Annotated in this window: 10 protein-coding genes; 7 read left to right on the top strand and 3 right to left on the bottom strand. The window is 73.2% G+C overall.

Going from position 1 to position 12,809, the window contains the following annotated elements:
- The first annotated feature begins 4 nt into the window (after positions 1-4).
- Entirely contained in the window at positions 5-2,383 is a 2,379-nt protein-coding gene (locus tag ACF1AG_RS07990) for a bifunctional salicylyl-CoA 5-hydroxylase/oxidoreductase (protein WP_391809486.1), read from the top strand.
- 16 nt (positions 2,384-2,399) lie between these two features.
- Here the strand turns inward: ACF1AG_RS07990 and ACF1AG_RS07985 are convergent, their stop codons facing one another.
- Together ACF1AG_RS07985 and ACF1AG_RS07980 are read right to left on the bottom strand one after the other, a co-directional pair.
- Complete coding sequence (locus ACF1AG_RS07985; RefSeq protein ID WP_359606195.1) at positions 2,400-3,233, bottom strand: PaaX family transcriptional regulator C-terminal domain-containing protein; 834 nt, start codon at positions 3,231-3,233, stop codon at positions 2,400-2,402.
- A gap of 34 nt (positions 3,234-3,267) precedes the next feature.
- Positions 3,268-4,872, bottom strand: a complete 1,605-nt coding sequence (locus ACF1AG_RS07980) for an AMP-binding protein (protein WP_359606194.1) — start codon at positions 4,870-4,872, stop codon at positions 3,268-3,270.
- A gap of 117 nt (positions 4,873-4,989) precedes the next feature.
- Between ACF1AG_RS07980 and ACF1AG_RS07975 the strand changes: the two genes are divergently transcribed.
- From ACF1AG_RS07975 to ACF1AG_RS07955, 5 genes are all read left to right on the top strand, one after another.
- Positions 4,990-6,117 carry an acyl-CoA dehydrogenase family protein gene (locus ACF1AG_RS07975; RefSeq protein WP_359606192.1) on the top strand — a complete coding sequence of 376 codons (1,128 nt, stop codon included), beginning with the start codon at positions 4,990-4,992 and terminating at the stop codon, positions 6,115-6,117.
- Positions 6,114-6,512, top strand: coding sequence for a RidA family protein (locus ACF1AG_RS07970; protein WP_048456080.1), 399 nt, complete (start codon positions 6,114-6,116; stop codon positions 6,510-6,512). The genes ACF1AG_RS07975 and ACF1AG_RS07970 overlap by 4 nt, the downstream gene beginning before the upstream one ends.
- 41 nt (positions 6,513-6,553) lie before the next feature.
- Positions 6,554-7,378: an alpha/beta hydrolase gene (locus ACF1AG_RS07965; protein ID WP_359606190.1), complete on the top strand. Its 825-nt coding sequence runs from the start codon at positions 6,554-6,556 to the stop codon at positions 7,376-7,378.
- Positions 7,379-7,624: 246 nt separating this feature from the next.
- Positions 7,625-8,056, top strand: a complete 432-nt coding sequence (locus ACF1AG_RS07960) for a DUF6299 family protein (protein WP_359606188.1) — start codon at positions 7,625-7,627, stop codon at positions 8,054-8,056.
- Between the two features lie 98 nt (positions 8,057-8,154).
- Positions 8,155-9,024: a hypothetical protein gene (locus ACF1AG_RS07955; protein WP_387795589.1), complete on the top strand. Its 870-nt coding sequence runs from the start codon at positions 8,155-8,157 to the stop codon at positions 9,022-9,024.
- A 29-nt stretch (positions 9,025-9,053) separates the two neighbouring features.
- Here the strand turns inward: ACF1AG_RS07955 and ACF1AG_RS07950 are convergent, their stop codons facing one another.
- The gene (locus ACF1AG_RS07950; protein ID WP_359606184.1) at positions 9,054-10,118 is read right to left on the bottom strand and encodes a helix-turn-helix domain-containing protein; all 1,065 of its coding nucleotides are present in this window, start codon (positions 10,116-10,118) and stop codon (positions 9,054-9,056) included.
- Positions 10,119-10,698: 580 nt separating this feature from the next.
- Here ACF1AG_RS07950 and ACF1AG_RS07945 point away from each other — a divergent pair.
- Complete coding sequence (locus tag ACF1AG_RS07945) at positions 10,699-12,744, top strand: SPFH domain-containing protein (protein WP_359608136.1); 2,046 nt, start codon at positions 10,699-10,701, stop codon at positions 12,742-12,744.
- The last annotated feature ends 65 nt before the right edge of the window (positions 12,745-12,809 follow it).

Raw genomic sequence — 12,809 nt, 5'->3', positions numbered from 1 at the left:
CCCGATGCCACCGACCCCCCCAGGGGCGCGGGGAACTGCGCGACAAGCCACGACGAACCCGCACCCGCCGGCCCAGGCGAACGCCCTCCTGCGCGTGGCGGTCGTCGGCGGAGGCCCCGGCGGCCTCTACGCGGCCGCCCTCCTCAAACGCCTCGACCCGTCCAGGAACATCACCGTGTGGGAACGCAACACCCCCCACGACACCTTCGGCTTCGGTGTGGTCCTCTCCGACGAAACCCTCGGCGGCATCGAACACGCGGACCCGGAGGTCTATGCCGCCCTCCAGGCGGAATTCGTCCGCTGGGACGACATCGACATCGTCCACCGAGGCACCCGCCACACCTCCGGAGGACACGGCTTCGCAGCCCTCGGCCGCCGCCGCCTCCTGGAGATCCTCCACCACCGCTGCCGCTCCCTGGGCGTGGAACTCCGCTTCCGCGAGGAGGCCCCCGACCCCGCCCGCCTCGCGGAGACCCACGACCTGGTGATCGCCGCCGACGGAGTCCACAGCACCACCCGCACCGCTTTCGCGGACGTGTTCCGCCCGCACGTCACCGCGCACCGCTGCCGTTACATCTGGCTGGCCGCAGACTTCCCCTTCGACGCCTTCCGCTTCGAGATCGCCGAGACCGAGCACGGCGTGATGCAGTTGCACGGCTACCCGTTCTCCGCCGACGCCTCCACCGTGATCGTGGAGATGCGCGAAGAGGTGTGGCGGGCGGCCGGGTTCGACGAGCTCGACCGGACCGAGTCCGTCGAACGCTGCGCCAAGATCTTCGCGGACGCCCTCGGCGGCCGCCCCCTCCGCTCGAACAGCTCGGCGTGGACGACCTTCCGTACGGTCGTCAACGAGCGCTGGTCGCACGGCAACGTCGTGCTGCTCGGCGATGCCGCCCACACCGCCCACTTCTCCATCGGCTCCGGCACCAAGCTCGCCGTGGAGGACGCCCTCGCCCTCGCCGCCTGCCTGAGCGAGCAGCCTGCGCTCGCCGACGCCCTCGAAGCCTACGAGGCGGAACGGCGGCCCGTGGTCGCCTCCACCCAGCGCGCGGCCCGCGCAAGCCTGGAGTGGTTCGAGAACCTCGCCCTGTATCTGCGCCAGCCGCCGCGCCAGTTCGCGTTCAACCTGCTCACCCGCAGCCGCCGCGTCACCCACGACAACCTGCGGCTCCGCGACGCGCACTTCACCGAGGCGGTGGAGCGCGGGTTCGGATGCCCGCCCGGCACGCCGCCGATGTTCACCCCCTTCCGGCTGCGCGGACTCACCCTGCGCAACCGGGTCGTCGTCTCGCCCATGGACATGTACTCGGCGGCCGACGGGCTGACCGGCGACTTCCACCTCGTCCACCTCGGCGCCCGCGCGCTGGGTGGCGCCGGTCTGGTGATGACGGAGATGGTGTGCGTCAGCCCGGAGGGCCGGATCACCCCCGGGTGTGCCGGGCTCTGGAGCGGCCGGCAGGCGGAGGCGTGGCGGCGGATCACCGACTTCGTGCACACCAGCGCCCCGGGGGCCGCCATCGGCGTGCAGCTCGGCCACAGCGGCCGCAAGGGCTCGACCAGGCTGATGTGGGAGGGCATGGACGAGCCGCTCGACGAGGGCAACTGGCCCCTGGTCGCCCCGTCCCCGCTGCCGTACAAGCCGGGGAGCCAGACACCCCGCGAGCTGTCCCGGGCTCAACTGACCGATCTGCGTGAGCAGTTCACGGCCGCGGCGGTGCGGGCAGCGCGGGCCGGGTTCGACCTGCTCGAACTGCACTGCGCGCACGGCTATCTGCTCTCGGGCTTCCTCTCCCCGCTGACCAACCGGCGCACCGACGCCTACGGCGGGACACTGGAGAAGCGGCTGCGTTTCCCGCTCGAGGTGTTCGACGCGGTGCGGGCGGTGTGGCCGGAGGACCGGCCGATGACCGTGCGGATCTCCGCGACGGACTGGGCGGAGGGCGGCACCACGGCGGAGGACGCGGTCGCCGTCGCCCGCGCCTTCGCCGACCACGGTGCCGACGCGATCGACGTGTCCACCGGGCAGGTCGTCGCCGACGAGGAGCCGGAGTTCGGCCGCTCGTACCAGACGCCGTTCGCCGACCGGGTGCGCAACGAAGCCCGCGTCCCGGTGATCGCCGTCGGCGCGATCTCGTCCTGGGACGACGTCAACTCCCTCATCCTGGCCGGACGTACGGATCTGTGTGCCCTGGCCCGCCCGCATCTGTACGACCCGAACTGGACGCTGCACGCGGCCGCCGAGCAGGGGTACGAGGGTCCGGGCGTGGTCTGGCCGCCGCAGTACCGTGCGGGCAGCCGCCCGCCCCGCACCGGCCGCACCGACGCACCCAGGCCCCGGCTCACCCTGTCCGACCTGCCGCTCGCGGAGGCGACGGGCGCGTGACCCCGGAGGGTGCGCCTCAGCCGGCCTCGGGACCCGAGGCCGGGTTGGCGAACTCCGCGCCCGCGTCCCGCAGCCGTTCGTGCAGCGCCCGGAAGACGGACGCCGACCGGGTGCCCGGCCAGTCCGCCGGCAGCAGAGCTGCGGGCAGACCCGGGTCGACGTAGGGGAGGTGACGCCAGGAGTCCAGGGCGAGGAGGTAGTCCCGGTACGCCTCCTCCGGCGGGGTGTCCGTACGCCGCTCCCAGGCGCGCAGCACGGGCGCGTGCTGCGCCAGGAACGACTCGTGCTCGTCCGCGATCGCCTTCAGGTCCCACCAGCGGGCCACCGCCTCCGCCGTGGCAGCGAACCCGAGGTGTTCCCCCCGGAACAGGTCGACGTACCCGTCCAGCCGCAGCCGCTCCAGGGTGTGCCGGGTCTCCTCGTACAGCCGGGCCGGGGCGATCCACACGCCCGGCGCCGCCGTGCCGAAGCCGAGACCGGCCAGCCGGGAGCGCAGCACGTGCCGCTTCTGCCGCTCCGACTCCGGCACCGAGAACACCGCGAGCACCCAGCCCTCGTCGCCGGGCGGCGCGGTGACGTAGATGCGCCGGTCGCCGTCCTCCAGCAACTGGCGTGCCTCGTAGGACAGTTCGTAACCGGCCGCGCCACGGCCGGTGCGCGCCGGGAGCAGCAGTCCGCGGCGCTTGAGCCGGGAGACGGAGGAACGCACGGACGGAGCGTCCACGCCGACGGCGGCCAGCAGCCGGATCAGCTCCGCGACGGGCACCGGGCCCGGCACGAACCGGCCGTAGGCGCCGTAGAACGTGACGATGAGAGACCGTGGAGCATGCTGGTCGGACACGTTGATCATCTTAGGTCGTGCCCGCGGGCCCTTCTCCCCGGCATCAGCCCTGGTCGTCCCCGGCGCCGGTGCGCAGCCGGAACCGCTGGAGCTTGCCGGTGGCCGTGCGCGGCAGCGTGTCCAGGAAGACGATCTCCCGAGGGCACTTGTACGGCGCCAGCTCCTCCTTCACGAACGCCCGCAGCGCCTCCGCGTCCCGCCCGGCGCCCTCCTTGAGGACCGTGTAGGCCACCACGACCTGGCCGCGCGCCTCGTCGGGACGCCCGACGACGGCCGCCTCCACCACGTCCGGGTGGCGCAGCAGAGCGTCCTCGACCTCGGGACCGGCGATGTTGTACCCGGCGGAGATGATCATGTCGTCGGCGCGGGCCACGTACCGGAAGTAGCCGTCGGGGTCGCGGACGTAGGTGTCGCCGGTGACGTTCCAGCCGTCCCGCACGTAGTCCCGCTGGCGCGGGTCGGCCAGGTAGCGGCAGCCGACGGGCCCGCGCACCGCGAGCAGCCCCGGTTCTCCGTCGGGCACCGGGACGCCGTCCGCGTCCTGCACGCGCGCCTGCCATCCGGGCACCGCCACACCGGTGGTGCCGGGGCGGATGTCGTCGTCGGCGGCGGAGATGAAGATGTGCAGCAGCTCGGTGGCGCCGATGCCGTTGATGATGCGCAGCCCGGTGCGGTCGTGCCAGGCCTGCCAGGTCGCGGCCGGCAGGTTCTCGCCCGCCGACACGCAGCGGCGCAGGCTGGACAGGTCGTGCCCGTCCGCCTCGGCCAGCATCGCCCGGTAGGCGGTGGGCGCGGTGAACAGCACCGACACCCGGTGCTGCTCGATCGCCGCCAACAGCTGCGAGGGATGCGCCTGTTCGAGCAGCAGGGAGCTCGCACCCGCGCGCAGGGGGAACACCACCAGACCGCCGAGGCCGAAGGTGAAGCCCAGCGGAGGGCTGCCCGCGAACACGTCGTCGGCGACCGGCCTGAGGACGTGCCGGGAGAAGGTGTCCGCGACGGCCATCACGTCCCGGTGGAAATGCGTACAGCCCTTGGGCTTCCCGGTCGTGCCGGAGGTGAAGGCGATCAGGGCGACGTCGTCGGCGGCCGTCGGCACCGCGTCGAACGGGCCGTCGGGGGCCGGGCGGTGCAGCAGGTCGTCGCGGGAGTCGCCGCCGAACACGGCGATGCGCAGGCCCCCGACCTCCGCCTTGACGAGGTCGTCGACGGAGCGCACGTCGCACAGGGCGTGCCGCACCTCGGCGAGCGCGCAGATGGTGGACAGCTCGTGCGGCCGCTGTTGGGCCAGCACGGTGACGGCGACCCCGCCCGCCTTCAGCACCGCCAGCCAGCAGGCGGCCAGCCAGGGCGTGGTGGGCCCGCGCAGCAGCACCCGGTTGCCGGGCACCACCCCGAGGTCCGTGGTGAGCAGATGCGCCAGCCGGTCCACCCGCGCGCGCAGCTCCCCGTACGTCCAGACGCCGCCGTCGGGCGTGCGGAACGCCGGGCGGCCGTCGGGCTGGCCCCGGAGCAGCTCGACGGCGCAGTTCAGCCGCTCGGGGTGGCGCAGCTCCGGCAGGTCGAAGCGGAGCTCGGGCCACTCGTCCGGTGGCGGGAGATGGTCGCGGGCGAAGGTGTCGACGTGCGCGGTGGACCGTGGATCCATGTCGATCCGCCCCCTCGGCGTGGTGGGCTCGCATCAGGAGCGTATCGCGTTGGTGACGGCAGTCAACGGTCCGCGATAACCTCGGCAGTGGCCCAGTGGTGAGGGAAGGGACCGGCGATGACCGCATTCTCGCTCGAACCGGCACGACTCGCCCGGTGTGCGGAGCTGCGCCGCCTGGCCGCCGAACGGCTCCGGCCACTTGCGGAGAAGGGGGAGCCGGGCCGCGTGAACCGCGCGCTGGTCGTCGAGTTGGGCGCGCTCGGACTGCTCTCCCGGCTGTTCACCTCCGGCGCGCTGGACCTGTGCCTGATGCGGGAGTCGCTCGCCCAGGCGTGCACCGAGGCGGAGACCGCCCTCGCCCTCCAGGGCCTCGGCGCCCATCCCGTGCACGCCCACGGCACCCCGCAGCAGAGGGAGCGGTGGCTCCCCCGGGTGAGTGACGGCACGGCGGTCGCGGCCTTCGCGCTGTCCGAGCCGGGCGCCGGCTCCGACGCGGCCGCCCTGTCCCTGGGCGCGGAGCGCGACGGCCCCGACGGGTGGCGGCTGACCGGCGAGAAGTGCTGGATCTCCAACGCCCCCGACGCCGACCTCTACACCGTCTTCGCCCGCACCACCCCCGGCGCCGGCGCCCGTGGCGTGACCGCCTTCCTGGTACCCGCCGACCGGCCCGGCCTCACCGGCAGCCGCCTCGACATGATCGCCCCGCACGCCCTCGGGACCCTGCGCTTCGACGGCGTGCCGGTCACCGCCGCCGACGTCCTCGGCGAGCCCGACGCCGGCTTCCGCGTCGCCATGGACACCCTCAACCTGTTCCGGCCCAGCGTCGGCGCGTTCGCCGTCGGCATGGCGCAGGCCGCCCTCGACGCGACCGTGGCCCACACCGCCGCGCGGGACGCGTTCGGCGGCCGGCTCAAGGACCTCCAGGCGGTCGCCCACCAGGTCGCCGAGATGTCCGTCCGCACGGAGGCCGCCCGCCTGATGGTCTACGCGGCGGCCACCGCGTACGACGAGGGCGCGGACGACGTGCCACGGCGCTCCGCGATGGCGAAGCTGCTGGCCACCGAGACCGCCCAGTTCGTCGTCGACACCGCCGTCCAGCTGCACGGAGCACGCGCCCTGTGCCGGGGCCATCTGCTCGAACACCTCTACCGCGAGGTCCGCGCGCCCCGCATCTACGAGGGCGCGAGCGAGGTCCAGCGCGGCATCATCGCCAAGGAGCTGTACAAGACCCTGGAGGCCCGGTGACCGCCGAGCGCGTCAACCCGCCCGACCTGTCCCCGCCCGCCGGCTTCTCCCACGCCGTCGTCACCACCGGCTCCCGCGTGGTGTTCCTGGCCGGGCAGACCGCCCTCGACGGCGACGGGAAGGTCGTCGGCGACACGCTCCCCGAGCAGTTCACCCGCGCCCTCACCAACCTCCTCACCGCCCTCCGCGCCGCCGGCGGCGCCCCCGCCGACCTGGCTCGCGTCACCGTCTACGCCACCGACGTCGCCGCGTACCGCGAGCACGCGCGCGAACTCGGGCGCATCTGGCGGGACGTGGCGGGACGCGACTACCCGGCGATGGCGGTGGTGGAGGTGGTCCGGCTGTGGGACGAGGAGGCGATGGTCGAGCTCGACGGGTTCGCCGTCCTCCCGTGAGCCGCCGGGCGCGGCCCGCCCGCGCCTCCTAGCCTGGAACGATGCCGGAGATCGAGCTGAGCGCGGGCACCGTCGCCTACGAGGACACGGGCGGCGGGGGACCGGTGGTCGTGCTCCTGCACGGCCTGCTGCACGACGCCTCCGTCTGGCGTCATGTCGTCGCCGAACTGCGCTCCGACCACCGCCTGATCGCGCCGACCCTGCCGTACGGGGCCCACCGCCGGCCGATGCGCCGGCCTCCCACGCCGGACCTGGTCAACGAGCTGATCGCCGAGTTCCTCGAACGGCTCGGCCTGCGGGACGTCACGCTCGTCGAGAGCGACTGCGGACGTGCCCAGACGGTCGCGGCCCGGCACCCCGAGCGGCTGGCCCGGCTGGTGCTGATCTCCTGCGAGGCCTTCGACAACTACCCGCCGGGGCTTCCCGGCAAGATGATCGGGCTCGCCTGCCGGGTTCCCGGAGGTGTTCCGCTGATGGTCCGTGTGCTGGGCCGCAAGCCGTTGCGCCGGCTTCCGGCCGGCTTCGGCGCGCTGACGAAGAGGCCGGTGCCCGATGAGATGGTGGAGCGGTGGCTCCGGCCGCTGCGGACGGATCCGGCGATCCGACGGGACTTCCGGCACTACAACACGCATGTGCGGCGGACGGAACTCCTGGAGGCTGCGCAGGGGTTGCGGCGCTTTCAGCGCCCTGCTCTCGTCGTCTGGGCGACGGAGGATCTGATGATGCCGCGCGAGCACGGTCGCATGCTGGCGGAGTTGCTGCCGCAAGGGCGGCTGGTGGAGCTGAGGAACACGCGGACGCTGATCGCTCTTGACCGTCCGCAGCGGTTGGCGTCGCTGCTGCGGTGGTTCGTGGCGGACGGGTGAGCGGTTCGCTCGGCGCGCCAGGAGCTGGGCGCACCACCCGCGTGGAGGATGCGCGCCGACCAGCGCCCGCGGGCCGGTGGGGCTGATCGCGCAGTTCCCCGAGCCCTCACAGGAGCGCGGGGAACTGCGCGAACGGTCACCGCGGCGTGGGGTGTGGATCCGGAAGGGTGAGGACAAGTGGCCGCGCCCCCGTGCGACGGGTACTGCTGGAGGGTCCCCTTCCGCTCACTTCGGAGGTCCCCCCTCATGCCCGTACGCTCCCTCCTCGGCGCCGCGCTGCTGCTGCTCGGCGCCGCCGCCGCGGCCCCCTCGGCGGCGGCCGCGCCGTCCGCCCCCGCGGAGTACGTCACCGTCGACCCCGAAGGCCGGATCGCCGCCGACGGAACCGTCACCCTCACCGGCACCTACCGCTGTGTCGCCGGCACCGGACGGGTCTACATCAGCTCCTCGGTCAACCAGAGCACGCCCAACGTCAACTACGGCATCGGCGGCTCCGTCGCGGTGTGCGACGGTGCGGAGCACAGCTGGCAGAACAGCGGCAAGGCCCCGCAGAACGCCCTGAAGGCGGGCCCGGCCAAGGTGGAAGCGACCCTGCTGGAGCTGCGCGGCAGCGGCATCCTGATCATTCCCGTCCCGCACGCCGTCAGCCACCACGACGTCACCCTCGTCGAGAGCTGACCGCGCGTCACCGCTGCCGGGCGCCGGAAGCACCTCCGCCGACGTGCTGCCGGGCGCGGGCATGGACCTGAGCACCTCCCGGGCGTCACCGTGTCCGCATGGTCCGCATCGCCCGCACCGTGGCCCTCGCGCCCGTCCCGCGCCCCTGGCTCGTCGACGCCCTCGGAGCCCTGACCGACCTCGCCGAGAGCACGACGGCGGAGGACGGGCGTGTCCTGCTGCCCGACGGCCGACAGGTCCCGGAGCTGCTGCTGGCCGAGGGACGCCATCTGCGGCCGGGCGCGGTGTACGAGACCACCGAGGACACCGACGCGGGCAAGGGGGGAGCCGACGCCCTCGAGGGCGAAGCCGACGCCGGCAAGAGCCTCGCCGACGCCCACAAGGGCGAAGCCGGCACAGGCGCAGGCACGGGCACGGGCGCCGACACGGTACGGATCACCGTCGAGGAGTGGCGCCGTACCCACGCCCTGCGGGTCGTCTTCTCCGGGTCCGGGCCCGGCGGCGACCTCACCGGGCGGGCCGCGCTGATCGGGCCCGACCGGCCGGACCGTGTGGAGCTGTCCGGCCGCGCGGCGCTCAAGGGCGTCCGGTCACCGCTGTCCCGGTTCGACGCCGACGCCGAACTGCGGTGCGAGGCTTGGTGGCAGGCGGCGGACCGGGGCGGCAGCGCCTGTGGGCCGCCGCTGCGGGCGCGGCTGACGTGCGGTGTGGCCCGCGCCGAACTGACGGCGGTCCCGAGTCCGGGACGCGACCACGACGACTGGGAGGTCACGGTCACCGTGCGCGTGCGTGGCCGAGGCCTGCTCCGCCCCCTCGTGTCGCTCGGCCTGGTCCTGGCCCGCCGCCCCCTCGCCCGCGCGGTCGCCGGGGCCGTGGACGACGCCGCCCGCGACTGGAACACCGGGGTTCCGCGCTTGACGGTCCTGGGCCGCGAGGAACTGGGCCGCGAGTTCCTCCCCGAGCCGTAGGCCCCCTACCCCGGCGGTGGGGTAGGTCCCTACGCCACCGCCGAGTCCGGCCAGTCCAGCAGCCGCGCTCCGATGACCGCCGTCTGCAGCATGTAACGGTGCGCCGGGTCACCCGGGTCGGCGCCGGTCAGCCGGTGGATCCGCTCCAGCCGGTACGTCAGTGCCCGCACGCTCAGCGACAGCCGCCGGGCGGCCTCCGCGGCGACACAGCCGGAGTCGAAGTAGGCGGTGAGCGTGTCCAGCAGCGGCCCGGCCCCGCCGCGCGCCTCGGTCAGCGGGCCCAGGGTGTTGTGCACCAGGTCGGCCATGGCCTGCCGGTCACGGGCAAGCACCGGGTACACCAGCAGGTCGGAGGCGCGCAGCACCGGGTCGTCCATGCCCAGCCGCTCGGCGATCTCCAGCGCGTTCAACGCCTCCTCGTACGACTGGACCACGCCGCCCGGTCCCGGCTGCGGGCGTCCGAGGGCGACCTGGCCGCCGTCGGTGGCGGCGTGCGCCTGCTTGGCGAAGTGGATGAGCACCTCCTGCTGGTGGCCGGGCGCGATGCACAGCAGCCGCCCGTCCTTGGTGGTGAGCAGGATGCTGCGGTTGCCGAATCGGGTGATCAGGGCGCGCTCCACCTGACGGGGCACCGGGTCGCCCTCCTCGTAGGCGACGGGGCCCCGGGCGACGGCGACCGCGTGCTCCTGGGACAGCCGCAGCCCGAACCGTTCGGCACGCTCGGCCAGTCGGCCCAGGTCGCTGCGGCCGTACAGCAGGTCGTCGATGAACTCCCGTCGTGCCGCCTCCTCTTGACGGACCGCCAGCCTCTGCGCCCGCTCGTACCCTTCGGCGAACGCGTCCACCGCCTGCTGCACGGCGGCGAGTGCACCGTCGGCCGCGTCGGTGCCGCGGGCCGGCCAGGCGCCGCGCGCGGCTTCGAGATGCGCGATGACGAGGGAGCGCAGCCCGTAGCCGGCCTCCGCGGCCTGTTCCCCGAGGGCGCGGCGGGAGGCGAGTTCGTCGCGGGTGAGGCGCCGGCCCGTGGCCGCGACCTCCGTCAGTATCTCGGCGTATCCCTCCAGGTACTGCTCCGGAATCTCTCGTTCCGACACATCGTCCCCTCACGTTCCTGACGCCGTCCTGATGCGTTCGTGGCGGCACACCGGCATGCAGACCCTAGTGAACTTTGCCGGAAACCGGCAATGCGCGAAACGGGCCGGGCCGGGCAGCATAGCTCGCGGGGAGCACTGCGGAGGTTCCGGTGCCGGACACCGGCAGGTGTCCGTGCCCGGGGCCCGGAGGGGAGCAGTGCTGCCCGATGACATCGACCGTTGAACGCACGGACGGAAAGACGGAGAGGGGGCGGGCCCATGCGGACCTACGTGAACCGCACCCGCGGCCCGGCCGCCTCCCGTCGCACGGGACCGCTGCACCGCAGCGCCCCCGACGAACCCTGGCCGTCCCGGTCCCCGCGCACGCGCGGCGCGGACCGGGACGGTGCGGCACGCCTCCGCGCGGAGGGCAACCCTCCGCGCCCGGCGCGAAACCGCGTCGACGGCTGAGCCGTCTCCACCACCACCGGACGTCACCGCCTCGCCCCGGAGCGAGGCCCCACACCCTTGAGGCCCTCGCACGCGAGGCGCCGCACACATCCGACTTCTGCCCGTAAGCCAGCCCAGAAGGACGTGTCCCATGGATGCCGCCACCGTGGGCATCGCCGTACTCGTCGGCGCCGCCCTGTTGCTCGTGCTCATCGGCCTGCTGCTCGTCACCAAACTGTTCCGCAAGGTGGAACAGGGCAAGGCGCTGATCGTCTCCAAACTCCGCAAGGTCGACGTGACCTTCACCGGCTCGGTCGTGCTGCCCGTGCTGCACAAGGCCGAGGTGATGGACATCTCGGTGAAGACCATCGAGATCACCCGCGCCGGCAAGGAAGGACTGATCTGCCGGGACAACATCCGCGCGGACATCCGCATCACGTTCTTCGTCAAGGTCAACAAGACCGTCGAGGACGTCATCAAGGTCGCCCAGGCCGTCGGCACCGCCCGCGCCAGCGACCGCAACACGCTCCAGGAGCTGTTCCACGCGAAGTTCTCCGAGGCGCTGAAGACCGTCGGCAAGCAGATGGACTTCACCGACCTCTACACCAAGCGTGAGGAGCTGCGGTACCGCATCATCGAGGTCATCGGCGTCGACCTGAACGGCTACCACCTCGAGGACGCCGCGATCGACTACCTGGAGCAGACCCCGCTCACCCAGCTCGACCCGGGCAACGTCCTCGACGCGCAGGGCATCCGCAAGATCACCGAGCTGACCGCCGTCGAACACGTCCGCACCAACGAGGCGCAGCGCAACGAGGAGAAGGAGATCACCCGGCAGGACGTCGACGCGCGCGAGGCGATCCTGGAGCTCCAGCGCCGGCAGACGGACGCCGAGATCAAACAGAAGCGGGAGATCGAGACCGTGCGCGCCCGCGAGGAGGCGGAGACCGCGCGGGTGGTCGAGGAGGAGCGGCTGCGGGCGCAGAGCGCGTTCCTGAAGACCGAGGAACAGCTCGGCGTGCAGCGGGAGAACCAGGCCCGCGAGGTCGCCGTCGCCGCGAAGAACCGCGAGCGGGTCATCGCCGTGGAGAGCGAGCGCATCGAGAAGGACCGCATGCTGGAGGTCATCGCCCGTGAGCGGGAGACCTCGCTGACCAGGATCGCCGCCGACAAGGAGGTCGAGGCGGAGAAGCGGGAGATCGCCGAGGTCATCCGCGAGCGGGTCGCGGTGGACCGCACGGTCGCCGAGCAGGAGGAGTCCATCAAGAAGCTGCGGGCCGTCGAGGAGGCGGAGCGGCAGCGCCAGGCCGTGATCATCGCTGCGGAGGCCGAGGCGCAGGAGAAGCTGGTCAAGGACATCAAGGCCGCCGAGGCCGCGGAGCAGGCCGCCGCGCACCGCGCCGCCGAGGAACTCACCCTCGCCGAAGCCCGCCTGAAGACGGCCGACCTGGACGCCAAGGCCAAGCTGCGGCTCGCGGAGGGCGTCCAGGCGGAGTCCGCCGCCGAGGGTCTCGCCGCCCTCCAGGTGCGCGACAAGGAGGCCGAGGTCATCGAGAAGGCGGGCCGCGCCGAGGCCGAGGCCACCGAGGCCCGGCTGCGCGCGGAGGCCGAGGGCGCCCGCGCCAAGGCGGTCGCCGAGGCGGAGGCCGTCGGCAGCAAGCTGCGGGCAGAGGCCGCCGGCCTCACCGAGAAGGCCGCGGCGATGGCCGCGCTCGACGAGGCGTCCCGCGGTCACGAGGAGTACCGCCTGCGCCTCGAGGCCGAGAAGGACGTCCGGCTCGCCGGTCTCGACGTGCAGCGGCAGGTCGCGGAGGCCCAGGCCACCGTGCTCGCCACCGGCCTGGAGAACGCGGACATCAACATCGTCGGCGGCGACTCGGTCTTCTTCGACCGCCTGGTCTCGTCCATCTCCCTCGGCAAGAGCGTGGACGGGTTCGTCAAGAACTCCGAGACCGCGCAGGCCCTCGCCGGGCCCTGGCTGGACGGCTCCGCGAGCTTCCCCGACGACCTGAGCCGCATGCTCGGCTCCGTCTCCACCTCCGACGTGCAGAACCTCACGGTGTCCGCCCTGCTGATGAAGCTGATGAAGCAGGGCGGCGACAACACCGGGCAGTTCAAGCAACTGCTCGACAAGGCGGGTGAGTTGGGTCTGGCGGACACTCCGCTGGCCGTGCTGAACGGCCACACCAGGGCCTGACCACCACCCGGCCGGGAGCCGCCGCACAGGGGACGGCGGCTCCCGGCCGGCACCCTCCCGAGAGG

The sequence above is a fragment of the Streptomyces sp. NPDC014764 genome (genome assembly GCF_043082785.1).
GTDB lineage: Bacteria > Actinomycetota > Actinomycetes > Streptomycetales > Streptomycetaceae > Streptomyces > Streptomyces althioticus.
This window is presented reverse-complemented; position numbering and strand designations above follow the sequence as displayed.

Coding starts and splice junctions, on each gene's coding strand:
- ACF1AG_RS07990 (WP_391809486.1), top strand. CDS start 5: ATGCCACCGACCCCCCCAGGGGCGCGGGGAACTGCGCGACAAGCCACG.
- ACF1AG_RS07960 (WP_359606188.1), top strand. CDS start 7,625: ATGCCCGTACGCTCCCTCCTCGGCGCCGCGCTGCTGCTGCTCGGCGCC.
- ACF1AG_RS07975 (WP_359606192.1), top strand. CDS start 4,990: ATGACCGCATTCTCGCTCGAACCGGCACGACTCGCCCGGTGTGCGGAG.
- ACF1AG_RS07985 (WP_359606195.1), bottom strand. CDS start 3,233: ATGATCAACGTGTCCGACCAGCATGCTCCACGGTCTCTCATCGTCACG.
- ACF1AG_RS07955 (WP_387795589.1), top strand. CDS start 8,155: ATGGTCCGCATCGCCCGCACCGTGGCCCTCGCGCCCGTCCCGCGCCCC.
- ACF1AG_RS07980 (WP_359606194.1), bottom strand. CDS start 4,872: ATGGATCCACGGTCCACCGCGCACGTCGACACCTTCGCCCGCGACCAT.
- ACF1AG_RS07945 (WP_359608136.1), top strand. CDS start 10,699: ATGGATGCCGCCACCGTGGGCATCGCCGTACTCGTCGGCGCCGCCCTG.
- ACF1AG_RS07965 (WP_359606190.1), top strand. CDS start 6,554: ATGCCGGAGATCGAGCTGAGCGCGGGCACCGTCGCCTACGAGGACACG.